This window comes from Halorubrum sp. 48-1-W, assembly GCF_003287355.1.
GTDB lineage: Archaea > Halobacteriota > Halobacteria > Halobacteriales > Haloferacaceae > Halorubrum.
In genome coordinates, this window is the sequence record NZ_QMIM01000011.1 from 33,922 (window position 1) to 51,626 (window position 17,705).

The window sequence follows — 17,705 nt, forward strand, 5'->3', positions numbered from 1 at the left end:
GACGATGCTCGTCGGGAGGAATAAAGCGCTTCGAAGGCGGCGGGGGACGCGAAGGCTCGTCCCGGGCCCGACGACGCGGCTCCGAAGCTTCTTACGCCGACGGCCCCCGCCTGCGAACATGGCCACCGACGCCCAACAGGCGTGTTTCGAGGCGGGGATCAAGTTCGGCTCGTTGTACCACCAGTTCGCCGGGACGCCAGTGAGCCCGGCGAGCACGCGGAGCCTAGAGACCGCGATGGCGGAGGCGATCGAGAACCAGCCGTTCTGTGCGTCAGTGAGCGTCGCGATCCACGACGACCGCGTCGCGGACGCGATCGACCACGCGAACGGCTACACCGAGCTGACCGGCTCGCTCATGGACGTCGAGATGCGGATCGACTACGAGGGCGTCGTCGTCGACACGCGGATGACGATGGTCGACGGCTACCCGTTGATGGAGCTGGTCTCGGTGGCGGACGACGAGCGCGACGAGTGAGACGATGGGCCGACGACGTCACGACGGCTCGGCCGACAGGACGGGCTTCGACGACACGAGGAACTACCTGAGCGACGCGATCGGTCGGGTCGTCCCCGGGCGGCTCGGCCGCCGTGCGGTCGCGGTCGAGGTCGAGACCGACGGGACGGAGTACGCGCGCGGCGACCCCGTCGAGATCACGGTCCGGCTGCGGAACCGGCTCCCCGTGCCGGTCGAACTCGAGACGACCACGCGTCGGCAGTGGGGGTGGCGCGTCGACGGCGTCCTCGAGGCGAGCGACGAGCGGCGGTACGTCAGGTCCGAACCCGGTACGGTCGCGTTCCGGGCCGGCGAGACCAAGGTCGCCACGGCCACCTGGAACGGCCGGTTCAGACGGGAGAACGGGACCGGCCTCGACCGGTCGGTCCCCGCCGAACGGGGCGAACACACCGTCTCCGCGTTCCTCGCCGTCGCGGACCCCGCGTCGCACCACGAGGACTCGACCGGGATCCGGATCCGCTGAACGCGACGCGCTCAGTCGTCCGCCTCGTTGCCGACGACGCTCCCGTCCGCCGTCCCGCCGGCCGACGTCGGGAGTCTCGTCTCCTCGCCCGCCGCGACCGCGTCGTCGCGGACGAGATGGCAGGCGGCGTAGTGCCGGCTCTCGCCGTACGTCGGCGACACCTCGTAGGCGGGCTCGTCCGTCGCACAGACGCTTCGGTCGGCGAACGACTCCGTGAGTAGCCGCTCCGCCTCCGCCCACTCCCCGGCGGCGACGTGGCCGATCGCCTCGTCGACGACGGACCCAGCCTCCCCGCGGGGCTTCGCGTCGGCGAAGTGACGGTCCCGGATCGCCGTGCGGTTCGTCGCCTCGAACGAGCGGCGTTTCACCGCCCGCTGGAACGCGACGACGTTCGCCCACTCGGGGTCGGTCATGTCGTATGCTGCGGGCTGGATCAGCGACGGACACCGCGTCCGGAAGCGACAGCCCGAGGGCGGGTCGATCGGCGAGGGAACGTCGCCCGTGAGAAGCGCCGTCCGCCCCTCGCTTCGCGGGTCGGGAACGGGGATCGCGTCGAGAAGAGCCCGCGTGTACGGGTGTCGAGGGTTCTCGAACAGCTCCTCCTTGTCCGCGATCTCGACCACCCGCCCGAGGTACATCACGGCGACGCGGTCGGAGATGTGCCGGATCACGCTCAGGTCGTGGGCGATGAACAGGTACGTAAGGTCGAACTCCTCCTGGAGGTCCCGCATCGTGTTGAGCACCTGCGCCTGGATCGAGACGTCGAGCGCCGAGACCGGCTCGTCACAGACGATGAAGTCGGGGTTCACCGACAGCGCGCGAGCGAGGTTCACCCGCTGGCGCTGGCCGCCCGAGAACGCGTGCGGGTAGCGGTTGTAGTGTTGCGGGTCGAGCCCCACCTTCTCCAACAGCTCCTTGGCCCGCGCCTCGCGTCCCTCCTCGTCGAGCATCCCGTGTGCCTTCATCGGCTCCTCGACGATGGGACCGACCTTCATTCGCGGGTCGAGCGACGACTGCGGGTCCTGGAAGATCATCTGCATGTCCTTGCGCTTCCGGCGGAGCGGCTCGCCCGAGAGCGACGCCAGGTCCTCGCCCTTGAAGTAGACGCTCCCCGAGGTGGGCTCGAGAAGTCGTAGCACCGTCCGGGCGAGCGTGGACTTCCCACAGCCCGACTCGCCGACGAGCCCGAGCGTCTCCCCCTCGTTGATGTCGAAGCTGACCGATTCGACGGCGCGGACGTCACCGTGTCGACGCTTGAGGAAGGGGAACTCCGGATCGAGGGTCATTCCGCCGAGCAGGCCGCCCCCGTCGGAGAAGTACTTACACAGCTCTCTGACCTCCAGGAGGGGCTCGTCGCCGCCGCCCGTTCGGCTCATTCGTCTCCCCCCGTCTCGGTCAGTCCGGCGTCGAACCCGCCGGTGACGTCCGCCTCGAGCGGCCGGCTCTCGTCGTATCCCACGTCGAACGCATCGTATTTCACGCAGGCCGCGCGGTGTGTCGGCTCGCCCGCCTCGGCGAGGTCGCGTGGCTCGGGGTGGACCTCCCGGCACACCTCCCGGCCGTCGGGACACCGCGGATGGAACCGACAGCCGGAGGGCGGGTCGATCGCCTCCGGCATCACCCCCCGGATCGGGTTCAGCTCGTGGACCGTCTCGTCGGGGCGGGGCATCGAGTCGAGCAGCGCCCGGGTGTACGGGTGTTTGGTGTCGTAGAACAGGTCGTCGACGGTCGCGTGCTCGATGATCTCGCCGAGGTACATGACGTTCACGCGGTCGCAGATCTCCGCGACGACGCTCATGTCGTGGGTCACCCAGACGAAGGAGGTGTCGTACTTCCGTTGGAGCTCCTCGACCATCGCGAGGATCTGCCCCTCGACGGTAACGTCGAGGGCGGTCGTCGGCTCGTCCGCGATGATCAGGTCGGGCTGACACGCGAGCGCCATCGCGATGAGCACGCGCTGGCGCATCCCGCCGGAGAACTGGTGTGGGTACTCGTCGTACCGGGTCTCCGGAGCGGGGATCCCCACCTCCCGGAGCATGTCTATCGCCTCGCGTTTCGCCTCCTCCTCGGAGAGGTCCCGGTTGAGCTCGATGAACTCGCGGAGCTGACCCCCGACGGTGAAGACGGGATTGAGCGACTCCATGGGGTCCTGGAAGATGATCGCGATCTCCCTGCCGCGGATCTCCCGGCGCATCTCCTCCTCGGAGAGCATGTCGTCGCGGGGCCGAAGATCGCCGTTTGCGTCCTCCTCGAGCCCGAAGAGGGTCCGCCCCTTGAACGTGACCTCGCCGCCGACGATCTCGCCGGGGCTGTCCACGAGCCGGAGGAGGCTCGACGTGGCGACCGACTTCCCGGCGCCGGACTCGCCGACGAGCCCGACGATCTCTCCCTCGTGAACGTCGAAGGAGATCCCGTCGACCGCCCGGACGGTTCCGTCTTCGGTGAAGAACTGCGTTTTGAGGTTCTCGACGCTGAGTAGTGGGTCGCTCATGTCAGTTGTTGATCCGCGGGTCGAGTGCGTCCTGGAGCCCGTCGCCGAGGATGTTGAATCCGACGACAGTGACGAGGATGGCGATGCCGGGGAAGAGGCTGAACGTCGGGGCGGGGAGCATGTAGTTGCGCGACGCCGAGAGCATCTGTCCCCACGAGGGGGTCGGCGGCTGCGCGCCGAACCCGAGGAACGAGAGCCCGGCGACGATGAGGATGCTCACCCCGATCTGGAGCGTCGCCTGGACGAGCACCGGCGCGAAGCTGTTGGGGATGACGTGTCTGAGGATGATGTTCCGGTCCTTCACGCCGGCCGCGCGGGCGGCCTCGATGTAGTCCTCCTCGCGGACGGAGACCACCCGCGAACGGATCAACCGGTTGAACACGGGTATCGACGTGATCCCCACGCCGATCATCGCGAAGGTGAGGTCGCGGCCGAACGCGGTCATGAACGCGATCACCAACACGAGGAACGGGATGGCGTAGACGGTCTCGGTAACGCGCTGGAGGACGTCGTCGATCCAGCCGCCGTAGTAGCCGGAGACCGCGCCGATCAGCGTGCCGCCGCCGAGGCCGATCCCCGTGGCCATGAAGCCGACGGTGATGGCGATCCGCGTGCCGTAGAACAAGCGGACGAAGATATCACGCCCACGGTGGTCGGTCCCCATCGGGTGTTCGAGCACGCCAGTGCCGAACTGGTTCTCCATGAACACCGGCGGGAGGAGCCGCTGGACCTCTTCGGGGTCCGAGACCGGGCTGTACCAGACCGCCTCCGCGACCGCGTAATCGAAGACGTAGTAGTCGATCGAGGCGAGGACGGCCACGAAGGTGACGAACCCGACCGTGTAGATCCCGATCCGGGCGGTCGTGTCGCGTTTGACCTGCCGCAACGTGTATCGGAGGCCGACGCGCGTTTCGATCTCGTCGCTCCCGGCCGCCGCGTCGTGGGTCGGCGAGTCGTCCGTCGTCGCGTCGGTCGTCGTGCCGTCGGCCCTCGCGTCGTCCGACGGCGAGTCGGGATCGCGAGCCGTCATGCCTCGTCACCGTAGGTGACCCGCGGGTCGATGTACGCGTACGCGATGTCGGTGATGATGACCCCGACGACGAACGCGACGCCGAACATGAACGTCGTTCCCATGATCAGTTCGTAGTCCTGGTTGTTGATCGCGGTGATTATCAGCCGGCCCATCCCCTGGATCTCGAAGACCGTCTCGGTCAGGACCGCGCCTCCGAGCGCGGTCGAGAGACCGAGCCCGACGATCGTGATGACGGGGAGCTGTGCGACCTGGAAGGCGTGTTTGCGGACGATCGTCGACTCCGGGACGCCGTACGCGCGGGCGAGCTTGACGTACTCGCCCTGTAACGAGTCGACCATCGACGACCGCTCGATACGCGTGATCTGCGCCATCTGGAGCGTCCCGAGCGCGACCATCGGCATCGCTAGGTGGTACAGCGACGTGCGGACCACCTCGACCTGCGTCGACGCCCCGCGGACGTCCGCCGGCGACGCCCACGGGAGCGGGAGCCCCCTGGCCGGGAACCAGCCGAGGTGGAACGCGAAGACGATGATGAGCATCAGCCCGATCCAGAACGACGGCGTCGAGACGCCGACGAGCGAGACCACGCGGGAGACGTGGTCGGCCGGCTCGTTCCGCCGCTTCGCCGAGAGCACGCCGAGCGGGATCGCCGTGACGATCGCGAAGGCGAACGCCGAGACGGTGAGGTACATCGTCACCGGGAGCCGCAACAGGATCATCTCCAGGACCGGTCTGTCGTAGTAGATGCTCCAGCCCAGGTCGCCCGTCGCCACGCCGGCGAGGTACGTCAGGTACCGCTCGTGGGCGGGGCGGTCGAGCCCGTACCTCGCCTGTATCGCCTCCACCTGCTCCTGTGCGGGGCTCGGACCCAACATGATCTCGACCGGGTCGCCGGGGATCTGGTTGGCGAGGAAGAACGTTATCGTGATGATACCGATCAGTACGGGGATCGACTGTGCGAACCGCCAGAGTGTGTACCGTAGGAGACCCATCTCGTGTCGTGACGTGTGTATCGGTCGGCGAGCGATCCATTAAATCGACCGTTCACACGGTCGGGCCGGTATCCCGGATCGAGGCCGCCGTCCCGGAGCGGACCTCGATTTCGGGAGACCCCGACTGCGGGATGCGGTCGGCGAGAGCGTTACTCCACCGCGACGTTGTTGTGTCCGGTGAAGATCTGTATCTCCGAGGAGATCGCGTGCGCGCTGAAGTCCGAGACGCGCTCGTGGATCCCGTAAGAGTTGTTGAGGTTGTACGCCGGGAGGTGGACGCGGCCCTCCAGTAGCTCCGTCGTCGCGTCGATGTAGAGCTGTCTGCGCTCCTCGCGGTCGGCGCTCTCGCGGGCCTCGAGGATCATATCGGACGCCTCGTCGTAGTCGTGGAACGTTCCGTTGGTGACGCCCTCGACCTCCTGGCTCAACAGGTGGTACGCGAACGCGTCCGGGTCCGGCGACCCCGACCAGCCCAGCGTGTACATGTTGAACTCGTCCTCGCTGCTCGGCCCGTCGTCGCTCTGGTACGCCTCGGTGAACGTCCCCCAGTCGAGCCGCTGGACCTCGACGTTCTCGAACCCGACGTTCTGGAGGCCGTCGCCGATCGAGACGCCGATCTGTTCGCGCATGTCGTCCGGCGGGACGATGATCCGCCACTCGTAGTCCATCGCGACGCCGGCCTCCTCGAACAGCTGTTCGGCCGTCTCGAGGTCGCGGTCGTGCTGGACGTCCCCCCACTCGTCGAGCGGGAAGTCCCACTCCTCGGCCATCGTTCGCGGGTACGGGCTGATCTGGCGGACGCCGGCGGGCTCGACGAAGTTCTCGACGGCCTGGTCCATCGAGAACGAGTAGTCGACCGCCTCCCGCACCACGGGGTCGGTGGTGGGCCCGTCGCCACAGTTGAACGCGAGGTAGAAGTATCCGACGCCGGGCTCCTCGTCGATCGTGGCGTTCTCGTTGTTCTCGACGGTCTCGTACAGCTGGGGCGGGATCGTCTCGATGATGTCGAGGTTCCCGGTCTCGAGCTCCGTCACCCGAGTCGTCTGCTCCTCGATCGGGTCGAACTCGATCGTCGCGACGTTCGGGAGCCCGTTCGAGTCGTCCCAGTAGCCGTCCCAGCGTTCCAGCGTCGCGAAGTTCTCGGGCTCCCACTCGACGAGTTCGTACGGGCCGGAGCCGACGGGGTCCGTGTTGTACGCCTCCCGGTCGTCGGTGCGAACCGACTTGTTCACCACGCTCCGGACGAGCGTCGTCTCGAACGCCCCGTACGGGAACGCCAGATCGACCTGGACGGTCGTCTCGTCGACCGCCTCCGCGGTGTCGATCATGTCGACTTCGGCCGCGTTCTCGGTCTCCTCCTCGGCGGGCGCGAGGAGCGTGTGGACGACGTCGTCGGCGGTGACGGGGTCGCCGTTCTGGAACTCCGCGTCCTCGCGGAGGGGGATGACGTACCTGGTCCCGTCGCGCTCGATCGTGGGCTCCTCGGCGGCGATCTTCGGGACGATCCCCACCCCCGAGTCGTACTCGTAGAGGCCGTCGTAGACCTGCCCGGCGATCTGCGCGGAGGGGACGTCGTTGATGACGATCGGGTCCATGTCGAGGGGGCCTTTCACCTGCCCGAAGTACAGCTCCTGGTCCGGGAGGTCGCTACCGCCGCCGCCGCCGCCGCCACCACCGGCACAGCCGGCGAGGAGGGTCGACGTCGAGAGCGCGGCTCCGCTCGCGAGGAGCCGTCGACGGCTCAAGGTTCGGTCTGATGCGTTATCACGGGGCATGCGAGCGGAATTATTGGAGGAAAAACATAAGTGTTGTTGCTCGTTTCGGGACCCTTTCCCCCGATCGTGTACACGAACGCGTGGTCTCACCCCGATCTCCGCCGGTCCGCTCCGGATCGGGACCCCGGACCGTGGGCCGACCGACGAGATCGACGGATCGGGATCGATGGGTAGAAGACGATCATATTTCTCGAAAGATACGAACGATACCGACACTATATTGTGAATACATGGTTATACATTCGCGAATTCCGGTGAGAAGACTTAAGAACGTGTTCTAACTGGGATCGGACGAACCGAGATGAACGACACACATCGCCCGGACGGGCTCTGCCACCTCTACAGCGAGACCGTCCGGGAGACGATGGACGGGTCCGTCTACGGGGCGTGGCGGTCGATCCGGGACGCGGACGCCGTCCCGCTGAGCTTCGGCTTCCCCTACCCCGACTCGTTCCCGAACGACGAACTGCTCTCGGCCGCGGAGTCCCTCTTCGAGGCCGAAGGGGACCGCGCGCTCCAGTACGGCGGCGGCGAACGCGCCGACGACCTCGAGACGGTGATCGCAGAGCGCGCACGCGACCGCGGCATCGACTGTACGACCGACGAGATACACGTCACGAACGGCGCGACCAACGCGATCGACACGGTGTGCCAGACGTTCCTCGACCCCGGCGACACGGTGTTCGTCGAGTCGCCCACGTTCATGGGCGCGCTGCGGCTGTTCCGCAACTACGACGTCGACATCGAGGGGTTCGACGTGGACGGGGACGGCCTCGACGTCGACGCGGTGGCCGACGCGCTCGCGGCCCGCGACGCCGCCGGCGAGCCGCTACCGACGCTCCTGTACACGATCCCCAACTTCCACAACCCCACGGGCGTGACGCTGTCCGGCGAGCGTCGCGAGCGACTGCTCGAGCTGGCCGAGACGTACGACTTCGTGGTCCTCGAGGACGACCCGTACGGCCAGCTCCGCTACGACGGGACGGAGCCGCCGCCGATCAAGGCCTTCGACGGGAGCGGCCGGGCGATCCGGGTCAACACGTTCTCGAAGACGATCGCGCCCGGCGTCCGGACGGGCTGGATCATCGCCGAGGAGCCGACCGTCGAACAGTTCGACCGGGTCAACGCCGGCGGCGAACCCAGTTTCACCCGCGGGCTCATCACCAGCTACGCCGCGGACGGCCGGCTCGAGCGCGCCGTCGACGAGCTGTGTGCTGGCTACGAGGAACGCCGCGACCGGATGCTCGAGAGCCTCGAGGAACGGATGCCGCCGGGAACGACCTGGAGCGAGCCGGAGGGCGGATTCTTCGTCTGGGTCGAGTTCCCGGAAGGGATCGACGCCGAGGAGCTGCTTCCGGACGCGATCGACGCGGGCGTGACGTACCTCCCGGGCTCGTTCTTTTACGCCGACGACGGGGGAACGCGCCACGCCCGGATCTCGTTCAGCCACGTCTCGCCCGCTGAGATAGCCGAGGGGATCGGGGCGCTCGCGAGCGCGGTGCGCGCGGCGACCCCGCGGGTCGAGGCCGACGACTGAGCGGAGCGCGGTCCGGACGACCGCCCGGGAGGCGGGGCCGCTGTGGACTCAGACGACCCGGTTCCGGAGCTCCTCGAGGTCCCCGTCGGCGTACCGCTCGTAGTTCTCGACGAACAGCGACCCGATCCGGTCCGCGTACTTCGGCGTCGACCCCGCCATGTGGGGCGTGACGACGACGTTCGGGAGGTCCCAGAGCGGCGAGTCCGCCGGGAGCGGCTCCTCCTCGAAGACGTCGAGGGCAGCACCCCGGATCCGACCCTGCTGGAGGGCGGTCTCGAGCGCGGGCTCGTCGACGACCCCGCCGCGCGCCACGTTCACGAGGACGGCGTCCGACCCCATCGCCATCAGCTCCTCGCTGCCGATCAGCCCGCGCGTCTCCGCGACGAGCGGGCACGCGAGGACGACGTAGTCGGAGCGGACGAGAAGCTCGGGTAGCCACGAGGGCAGGTGTGCCTCGTCGACGACGTCGGGGGCCGTCTCCGGCGTCCGTTTCGTGCCGATCACGTCCATGTCGAACCCCGCGGCGAGCTCGGCGACGCGCGTCCCGATGGCGCCGACGCCGACGATCCCGAGCGTCTTCCCGCGCAGCTCGCCGGCGGAGTACTTGCGCCAGGTGCCCGCACGCTCCTGCTGGCGGATCCCCCTGTGGATCCGACGCTCGAAAGTGAGCATGTAGCCCAGCACCTGCTCGGCGATCGGGTTCGCCGCGACGCCGGCGGCGTTCGTCACGGCCGTCCCCCGCTCGGCGAGCCCGTCGAGGTCGTAGGAGTCGACGCCGGAGTTCAGCGTCTGGATCCAGTCGGGGGCCGCCCCGTCGGGGAGCCCCTCGCCGACCGGCCGAACCGTGAGGACGACGTCCGCGTCGCCGAGCGCCGCCCCGGACTCGGCGGCGGTCGTCGCCGTCTCGATCCCGTCGTCCGCCGAGAGCACCGGGTCGATACGGGAGCACAGCCGTCGGCCGAAGTCGGCGCCGAAGACGCCCGGAACGCTGTGGTGGACCAGGACGTCGATCCCGTCGGCGGCCGTTCCGTTGCCCGCGACGTCCGCACCGTCGTCACCGGCTGTGTTCGCGTGCCGACTCATGGCTGCTCGAGGTGGTCGGTCGCCGCGACGGTTCGGCACGCCCGGGAGGCCGGTCCGGGCGGGAAGGGCCCCGCCGGACGCTCACTTCCCATAGACCCGTACCGCGTCGGGGTTGAGGTCGACGGAGACCTCGTCGGTTTCGGGCATGTCGGACCGCCCCTGGATCGAAACGTCGAGCTTCGGGAGTGAGTCGTCCACCGGCTCGACCACGAGGTTCGTCCGTTCCCCGTGGAAGTGGCTGTCGACGACGGTGCCGTCGATCACTCCCGCCCCGGGGTCGGCGAGGTCGATCTCCTCCGGCCGGATCGAGGCGATCGCCTCGCCCTTCACCGGAGACTCGCCCAGTTCGACGGTCACCTCCGTTTCGGTATCGAGTTCGAGCCGCGGCGGGTGAGTGGTGTTCTCGACGACGCCGTCGAGCAGGTTCGTGTCGCCGATGAAGTCGGCGACGAAGGCGGTCGCCGGCTCGCGATAGATCTCCTTCGGCGTGCCGATCTGTTCGATGTATCCGTCGTTCATCACGGCGAGCCGGTCCGACATGCTCATCGCGACGTCCTGGTCGTGTGTCACGTAGAAGAACGTGCTCTCGACGCGGTCGTGGATCTCCTGTAGTTCGACCTGCATCTCCTGGCGGAGCTTCCGGTCGAGACTCGACAGTGGCTCGTCCAGAAGGAGGATGTCGGGTTCGTTGACCAGCGCACGGGCGATGGCGACGCGCTGTTGTTGCCCGCCGGAGAGGTCCTGCGGCTTGCGGTCCTTGTATCCGGAGAGGTCGACGATGCCGAGATACTTCTCGACGAGCTGCTCGCGTTCGCCCGCCCCGACGCCCTCCTTTTTCAGGCCGTACCCCACGTTCTCGGCGACCGTCATGTGCGGGAAAAGCGAGAGGCTCTGGAAGACCAGGTTCGTGTTCCGCTTGTTCGGCGGCCGGTGAACGACGTCCTCCCCCTCGATGCGGATCGAGCCTCCCGTCGGCGTCTCGAACCCGCTTATCATCCGGAGGGTGGTCGTCTTTCCGCAGCCGGACGGGCCGAGGAGCGAGAAGAACTCCCCGCGCCGGAGGTCGATGTCGATCCCGTCCACGGCGACGGTGTCCCCGAACTCCTTGCGAACGCCGTCGAGCTGGACTGCCGTTTGTGAGTCCGTCATATGTCCGTGGAACTCCATGGCGCATATTCAACGTTTCTTCTAGGAAGTGGCAATGTATTCGATAATATATACTGTTTAATGGGTTATCGAGAGATAGACTCGGGATATTCGTCGAAATACGGTGATCGATCGTCCGATTCTGATGAACGCGATATCTCGGGGCGCTACCGCCCGATATTGAAATGACGTTCGTCCCGTTTTCTCACCGATACCTAGATAGTTTCCATAATATAAGGCTGTTATTTCGATGAACAGGCATTATGTAGAGAGGTTTTATTATATTCAAGAGGAAGCGGTGTGACGATGGTAGACAGACGGCAGTTCATCAAGGCGGCAGGCGCAGTGGGCGTAACGGGCATGGCGGGCCTCTCCGGCTGTATGGGCGGCGGAGGGGGGACGACGGTGTCGATCCTGACCTGGACGGGGTACGACGCGGTCAACGACCAGGTCGAGGAGGCACTCGACGACGTCGAGTTGGAGATATCGATCGCCGACGGCTCCGCGAACATGTTCTCCACCGTGAACGCGGGCGGGGGTGAAGAGTACGACATCGTCATCCCGAACAACGAGTACGTCCCGCAGTTCATCGAGGCGGACCTGGCTGCGCCGGTGGACATGGACGTCATAACCAACTTCGACTCGCTCTACGGGACGTTCCAGTCCGCGGCCGAGGGACAGTTCTCCGACGGGAGCGAGATCTACGGAATGCCGCTCCAGTTCGGCTGGTACGCGTACGGCTACGACACTTCGGTGCTCCCGGAAGACCACGAGCACTCCTATGAAGTCCTGTTCAGCGAGGAGTACGAGGGCGTGGACCTCTCCGGCGGCATCACGCTGTACGACGGCTACTACAAGGCGATCATGGCGACGGGGCTCGCGCTCGGCTACACCGAGGCGTTCGAGGGCGACACCGTCTCGTTCACGGACGAACAGCTCACGACGATCGAGGAGACGTTGATCGATTTCAAGCCGAACCTCCTCGGGTTCGTTCACGACGAGGAGACGCTCACACAGGACTACGAGAACGGGAACATCATCGCGTCGTACGCGAACCGGAGCACGCACGTGGGCATCATGAACGAGGTCGATAACGTGGCGTTCTCCCAGCCGAAAGAGGAGGAGCTCACCTGGTTCGAGGGGGCCGTCGTCACCGAAGGCTCCTCGAACAAGGAGGCCGCCTTCCAGGTGTTGAACGAGTACATCGACTCCGACATCGGCGCGGCCCTCTCGGAGGAACGGAACATCATGAACACCTCACAGGCCGCGATGGACAACATCGAAACGGAGTCGCTCCAGATCGAGCCGGACGTGCTCGAGGGGATGATCCCGTTCAAGCCCGCGGAGCGGGACGACACGTGGATCGAGATGTTCGAGCGGATCAAGAACGCGTGACGACGAGATGAGCACCATCCAGCAACTCGGCGAGGCGTTCGAACGGCGGGGCGAGCGGGCGAAGCTCGCGCTCATGACGGGACCGGGGGTGAGCTGGCTACTCGCGCTGATACTCGCTCCCACGGCGTTCCTGGTGATGGTGAGCTTCGCGGAGGTCAACAGCTCCTACGACGTCGTGTGGTCCTTCTCGGTGTCGAACTACCGGGAGCTGTTCGTCGGGGAGAGCGGGCTCTTCAAGACGCCGTTCATCGACTCGTTCCTGCTCTCGCTCGGCATCGCGGCGTCGACCACGGTCGCGACGGTCGTCCTCGCGTATCCCGTCGCGTACCTGCTCACGCGCCTCTCGGGACGGACGTTCAAGCTCGTGCTGTTCGCGGTCCTGGTCCCGTTCTTCACCATCTTCATCGTGCGGATTTACTCCTGGCTCTCGCTTTTCGGCAGCGAGGGGCTGATCAACTCGATGCTGGTCGCGACACCCCTGGTCTCCGGACCGGTCGGGATCTTCGAGTACGGGCTCGCGGCGGTGGTCATCTCACTCACCCACGCCTTCTTCCCGTACATGCTGTTGACGCTGTACTCGAGCCTCGAGGGGATCGACTACGGCGTCATCGAGGCGTCTCGCGATCTCGGGGCGACGCGGCTGGAGATCGCGAAGGACGTCGTGATCCCGCTGTCGGCACAGGGGCTCATCACCGGCTGCGTCTTCGTGTTCGTCCCCGCGCTTGGGACGTTCATCACGCCGCAGTTCCTCGCCCGCGGGAAGTTCACAATGATCGCCGAGGTGCTCACCGCCAGAATAAACGAGCTGTACGCGATCAACTACGGGGCAGCGGGGTCGCTCTTCCTCATCATCCCGACGATCATCGCGTTTGCGATCGTGATGCGTACCACCACTCTGGAGGCGATGGGGTGACCGATGGCGGACAGTGAACGACACGGACGGCTGTCGCGTCTCGTGGGCGAACCGGGGCAGACGGGGATCGTCTCCGTCGACCGGGTCGTGAGCGCGGTCGCCTCCTACGGCATGTGGGCGCTGACGATCGGGATCGTCGTGTTCCTCTGGCTCCCGCTCTCACAGATAATCGTGCTCTCGTTCACGGAGAGCTCGGTGCTGTTCCCGTTCGAGGGGTTCACCCTCCAGAACTACGTCATCCTGTTCACCAACGAGTCGCTCCTCCTGGCGGCCAGACAGAGCGCGTTCGTGGCGACGACGTCCGCCTCGGTCGCGACGATCCTCGGCGTCCCGTTGGGGTTCGCCATCGCCCGTCACGAGTTCCGCGGACGGTCGATGGTCAGGGGACTCGTTATCGTGCCGTTGCTGATGCCGGGGATCATCATGGGCATCTCGCTTCTGATCCTGTTCCGGATCACCGGCTTCCCGGCCGGCTTCTTCGGAACCGTGCTCGCCCACTCCGTGTACGGGCTGCCGTTCATCGTCCTGCCGGTGATCGCCCGGCTCGCCGTGTTCGACCGGAAACTCGAGGAGGGCGCGCGCGACCTCGGCGCGGACGGCAAAGCCGTGGTAACTGACATCACGCTTCCGATCATCTCGCCCGCGATCGCCGCGGGCTTCATCTTCGCTTGGCTCCGCTCGTTCGAGGACTTCATCCGCGTCTTCTTCGTCGGCGGAACGATGGACGCGCTCACCAAGGAGATGTACGGCATGGTCGTGTACTCGCAGGGGACGGAGGCGATGGACCCGATGGCGACGCTGATCGTCGTGGTCGTCGCCTCCGCGCTGGCCGTCGCGATCAACTTCCGCGACATCCTCGAGTACGTCTAGCCGCGAGAAGACGGGACGAACCGTTTCCCGTGTCGTTTCGAGACGCGTCCCGCTACGTCCCGTCGTCGAGCGCGTCGGTTCCGCCCGATCCGTCGGTTCCGCCCGATCCGTCGGTTCCACGCGATCCACCGGATCCCTCCGGGTTCACGTCGCGGACGGTCCCCACGCCCTTGCTCGACCCCTCGCGGAAGACGAACCGCTGTCCCTCGTCGATCAGGTACGGACGGAACTTGAATCGCACGCGCGTGCGACCGGTGTCGCCCGGGAGCAGGCGTCCCTCCGCGGGCGCGAACGCGGCAGCCTCCGAGACGGTCTCGATGTGGACGACCGGCTCGTATCCCTCCCGGATCCGCGTCGGGTGGTTGAGCACCATCACCTCCGCCTCGAACTCCCGGACCGGCTCGGGGTCGACCTCGCGGGGGACGAGCGCCATCCCGCGTTCGATCTCCGCCTCGTCGACGCCCTTCAGGGCGATCCCGACGATCCGCCCGGCTTTCGCCTTGTCGACGCGGTGGTAGTGCATCTCGATCGAGCGGACCTCTACCTCGCGGAAGGAGCCGTCCGCCATCGGCCCCAGGAGGAGTTCGTCGCCCGCCTCGACGGTCCCGGAGTTGACCGTGCCGGAGGCGACCGCGCCGACGCCGGTCACCTTGTAGCTCCGGTCGACGTACATCCGGAACGTCCCGCGCTCGGGCGTCGCCCGCTTGGGTAACGCCTCGAACAGGCGGTCAAGGGCGTCAATTCCCTCGCCACTCACCGCGCTGGTCCGGAGCAGGGGAACGACCCCGTCGCCGACCTCCGCGACCGCGACGTCGACGCCGTGGCGGTCGACCAGGAGCGGCGTCTGGCCCGCGTCGCGGAGCGTCGATTCCACCTCGCGTTCGACCACAGCGAGCCGCTCGTCGCTCACGGCGTCCGCCTTCGTGATCGCGACGACGGTGGGGAGTTCGGTGGCGAGTAAGATCCCGAGGTGCTCGCGGGTCGTCGCCGTCGGGCCGTCGTCGGCGGCGACGACGAGCAGGCCGTAGTCCAGCTTCTGGCCGACGAGCCCGCGGATCGTGGTTCGGAGCCACGGCTCGTGGCCCACGGTGTCGACGAACGAGACCAGCCGGTCGGACTCCTCGACGATCCGCGCGCGGTCGGACTTCCGGTGGGGGTTGTCCATGCGGACCGGCTCCGCGGCGTCGTCGGCGAAGCCGTACACCGCGTACGAGAGGTCCGCCGACAGCCCGCGTTCGACCTCGTGAGGTTGGACGTCGAGGAAGCCGCGGGTGCCGCCCTGTCCGTCGTCGGCCCGACCCGTGACGAGCGTCCCGACGAGCGTCGACTTCCCGTGGTCGACGTGGCCGGCCGTCCCGACCACGAGATGGTCGTCGTCGGCCTCGAACATCCCTCCCTCGCGGACGGTCGCGAGGCCGACGAGCCCCGCAGTGTCGCCGTCGCCGTCGGCCCCCGCGCTCCACGTCTCCACGTCGTCGATGTGAGCGTCCGCCTCCTCGGCGAGTAGCGAGAGGACGTCCATCGTCTCCGAGAAGGCGTCGGGGGAGATCCCCGCGAGCCCGCCGTCGTCCGTGACGCCGAGGACGTACGTCGCCTCGCCGTCCCCCGAGAGCACCCGGTGGCGGAGCTGTGCCACGAGCGACTCCATTCGGCCGTCCGCCAGGTGTACCTCGCGGGTGAGCCGTTCTTTGAACTCGATCGCCCCGCCGTCCCGTTCGCCGCGCTCGATGGCCCGCCGTAACGCGGACCGGTCAGCGCTCATGTCGTTCCGTAGGCGACAGCCGGGCTTAACGGTTTTCGTGGTATCCGTCCTCACGCCTCCTCGCGCAGTTCGACGTACGTCCGGCGGATCGTCACGGGGGTGACGCCCGCGACGTCGGCGGCCTCCCGTTGGGTACAGTCGACGTCACACTGCCGCGCTGCGGTGTACAGGCAGGCGGCGGCGACGCCGACCGGGTTCCGGCCGTTCGCGATCCCCTCCTCGACGGCGCGGTCGGCGAGGTCGCGGGCGCGCGCCTCGACGGTCGGGGAGACGTCGAGGTCGCTCGCGAACCGCGGGAGGTACTCGGCGGGGGCGGCCGGCCCGATCGGGAGGCCGAGCTCGCGGTTCATCGCGTCGAACGCCGCGCGGTGTTCCGCCTCGGTCGCCTTCGCCTCCGCACACACCTCGCCGACGGTCCGGGCGACGTCGGCGGTGCGGCAGGCGACGTAGACGCACGCGGCCGCGAACCCCTCCAACGAGCGTCCCCGGAGCAGGCTCTCGGACTGTGCGGAGTCGAACAGCGCGCAGGCGGTGTCGCGGAGGCTCGTGGGAAGCTCTAACGCGCCGGTGAGCCGACGGATCTCGGTGTAGGCGTACACCTTGTTGCGGTCGCGCTTCGTGGAGATCCGCGCACGGTTGTGCTGGGTGCGCATCCGGGCCATCCGGCGGCGCTTGCGTCCCTTGAGCCGGGTTGAGCGGCCGATCTCCGTCGAGAGCCCGCGGTCGTGACGCGACCGCGTCAGGGGGGCTCCCGTCCGCTTCGGGTCCGTGTCGTCGTCGTCGAACGAGCGCCACTCGGGGCCGTGGTCGATCCGGTCCGCCTCGATGACGAGGCCGCACTCGACGCAGGCGCGCTCGGCGCTGTCCACCTCGGTGCGGCCGCCGCACTCGGGACACTCCTCGGCGGCGTGGGCGGTGTCGGCGGCCACCGACGAGGTCGTCTCGTCGGTGCGGCCGGTGCGGGCGACCGATCCGCCGACGCGGTCGGCGCGGGGGTTCCGGGAGCGACGCGAACGGGCGCGGGTCGAAGGTGCCTTGCTCATCACACCTGAACCTCGGTCCCGATCCCTTACTTAAACCCCGGTGGATCCGGGGGTGAACGGCCGGATCCGAACGACAGGACCGACCGGTAACCGGTCGGTGATCGTCGGTCACCCCGACGGGGTACGGTGGTTTTATGTGTACTAGCGCGGGATCGGTCGACATGACGCTGTCGGAGATCGCGGAGGGGCTCGAGGTGACCGCCAGCCAGCGCGATCGGGGGGTCGCCGTCGCCGACGACACGGAGACGCCGCTCGCGGAGCGCCTGCGCGAGCACGCCGGGGACCTCCCGTGTACGCCGGAGGCGACCGCGACGCTGGTCGACGCGTACACGGCGGGCCGGAGCGTCGGCGACGCCGCTGCGGACGCCGGCGTCGCTCCCATGACCGCGGCGAAGACCCTCCACCGCTGTGGCGTCTCGGGCGTCTGCCCGCTCGCGCCGACCCGCCGGGGTGTCGTCCGCGACTGGCTCGACGGCCGGATGGCCCGGACCGAGGCGGTGGCGCTCGCCGGCGGCGACGACGCGGACTTCGCGCTCGCGACGTACGTCGAGACGCACGATCCGGTCCCGGCGATCGCCGACGTGGTGGAGGCGAAGCTCGCCGGGTCGTCGTCGCTCGGCACCGGTCTCGGCGCGGACGACCCACTCGGCGACGCGCTGGACTCGCCCGACGACCTCCGCTGACCGGC

Annotated in this window: 16 protein-coding genes; 7 read left to right on the forward strand and 9 right to left on the reverse strand. The window is 67.7% G+C overall.

The features are described 5' to 3' along the window. Positions 1 to 118 precede the first annotated feature (118 nt). Both DQW50_RS05835 and DQW50_RS05840 read left to right on the forward strand, forming a co-directional pair. Entirely contained in the window at positions 119 to 475 is a 357-nt protein-coding gene (locus DQW50_RS05835) for a dihydroneopterin aldolase family protein (RefSeq protein WP_112078354.1), read from the forward strand. A gap of 4 nt (positions 476 to 479) precedes the next feature. After that, a complete protein-coding gene (locus tag DQW50_RS05840) occupies positions 480 to 977 on the forward strand; it encodes a hypothetical protein (RefSeq protein WP_112078355.1) in 498 nt (165 codons plus the stop codon). Positions 978 to 988: 11 nt separating this feature from the next. Here DQW50_RS05840 and DQW50_RS05845 read toward each other — a convergent pair whose 3' ends face one another. The 5 genes from DQW50_RS05845 to DQW50_RS05865 form a co-directional block, all read right to left on the reverse strand. Further along, positions 989 to 2,353 (reverse strand): ABC transporter ATP-binding protein, encoded by a 1,365-nt coding sequence (locus DQW50_RS05845; RefSeq protein ID WP_112078356.1) that lies wholly within the window; start codon positions 2,351 to 2,353, stop codon positions 989 to 991. Continuing rightward, positions 2,350 to 3,468, reverse strand: a complete 1,119-nt coding sequence (locus DQW50_RS05850; RefSeq protein ID WP_112078357.1) for an ABC transporter ATP-binding protein — start codon at positions 3,466 to 3,468, stop codon at positions 2,350 to 2,352. Before DQW50_RS05850 ends, DQW50_RS05845 begins: the two co-directional genes overlap by 4 nt. Before the next feature lies 1 nt (position 3,469). After that, positions 3,470 to 4,498, reverse strand: coding sequence for an ABC transporter permease (locus tag DQW50_RS05855; RefSeq protein WP_112078358.1), 1,029 nt, complete (start codon positions 4,496 to 4,498; stop codon positions 3,470 to 3,472). Then, a complete protein-coding gene (locus tag DQW50_RS05860) occupies positions 4,495 to 5,493 on the reverse strand; it encodes an ABC transporter permease (RefSeq protein ID WP_255417620.1) in 999 nt (332 codons plus the stop codon). Before DQW50_RS05860 ends, DQW50_RS05855 begins: the two co-directional genes overlap by 4 nt. A gap of 149 nt (positions 5,494 to 5,642) precedes the next feature. Then, entirely contained in the window at positions 5,643 to 7,268 is a 1,626-nt protein-coding gene (locus DQW50_RS05865) for an ABC transporter substrate-binding protein (RefSeq protein ID WP_112078359.1), read from the reverse strand. 301 nt (positions 7,269 to 7,569) lie between these two features. Here DQW50_RS05865 and DQW50_RS05870 point away from each other — a divergent pair, with 301 nt between their 5' ends. Further along, positions 7,570 to 8,805, forward strand: coding sequence for a PLP-dependent aminotransferase family protein (locus tag DQW50_RS05870; RefSeq protein WP_112078360.1), 1,236 nt, complete (start codon positions 7,570 to 7,572; stop codon positions 8,803 to 8,805). A 48-nt stretch (positions 8,806 to 8,853) separates the two neighbouring features. Here the strand turns inward: DQW50_RS05870 and DQW50_RS05875 are convergent, their stop codons facing one another. Together DQW50_RS05875 and DQW50_RS05880 are read right to left on the reverse strand one after the other, a co-directional pair. Then, entirely contained in the window at positions 8,854 to 9,888 is a 1,035-nt protein-coding gene (locus DQW50_RS05875) for a D-2-hydroxyacid dehydrogenase (RefSeq protein WP_112078361.1), read from the reverse strand. An 81-nt stretch (positions 9,889 to 9,969) separates the two neighbouring features. Next, a complete protein-coding gene (locus DQW50_RS05880) occupies positions 9,970 to 11,037 on the reverse strand; it encodes an ABC transporter ATP-binding protein (protein ID WP_112078448.1) in 1,068 nt (355 codons plus the stop codon). Between the two features lie 303 nt (positions 11,038 to 11,340). Between DQW50_RS05880 and DQW50_RS05885 the strand changes: the two genes are divergently transcribed. From DQW50_RS05885 to DQW50_RS05895, 3 genes are read left to right on the forward strand one after another with little or no spacing between them, the layout of a single operon-like run. Beyond that, on the forward strand, positions 11,341 to 12,429 hold the full coding sequence (locus tag DQW50_RS05885) for a PotD/PotF family extracellular solute-binding protein (protein WP_241964362.1): 1,089 nt from the start codon (positions 11,341 to 11,343) through the stop codon (positions 12,427 to 12,429). 7 nt (positions 12,430 to 12,436) lie between these two features. Then, positions 12,437 to 13,342 carry an ABC transporter permease gene (locus DQW50_RS05890; RefSeq protein ID WP_112078362.1) on the forward strand — a complete coding sequence of 302 codons (906 nt, stop codon included), beginning with the start codon at positions 12,437 to 12,439 and terminating at the stop codon, positions 13,340 to 13,342. 3 nt (positions 13,343 to 13,345) lie between these two features. Continuing rightward, positions 13,346 to 14,212 carry an ABC transporter permease gene (locus DQW50_RS05895; protein WP_112078363.1) on the forward strand — a complete coding sequence of 289 codons (867 nt, stop codon included), beginning with the start codon at positions 13,346 to 13,348 and terminating at the stop codon, positions 14,210 to 14,212. Between the two features lie 52 nt (positions 14,213 to 14,264). Here the strand turns inward: DQW50_RS05895 and DQW50_RS05900 are convergent, their stop codons facing one another. After that, a complete protein-coding gene (locus tag DQW50_RS05900) occupies positions 14,265 to 15,974 on the reverse strand; it encodes a GTPBP1 family GTP-binding protein (protein WP_241964363.1) in 1,710 nt (569 codons plus the stop codon). Positions 15,975 to 16,024: 50 nt separating this feature from the next. Then, positions 16,025 to 17,017: a transcription initiation factor IIB family protein gene (locus DQW50_RS05905; protein WP_112078364.1), complete on the reverse strand. Its 993-nt coding sequence runs from the start codon at positions 17,015 to 17,017 to the stop codon at positions 16,025 to 16,027. Between the two features lie 161 nt (positions 17,018 to 17,178). Between DQW50_RS05905 and DQW50_RS05910 the strand changes: the two genes are divergently transcribed. Next, positions 17,179 to 17,700, forward strand: a complete 522-nt coding sequence (locus tag DQW50_RS05910) for a hypothetical protein (RefSeq protein WP_112078365.1) — start codon at positions 17,179 to 17,181, stop codon at positions 17,698 to 17,700. Positions 17,701 to 17,705: the final 5 nt, after the last annotated feature.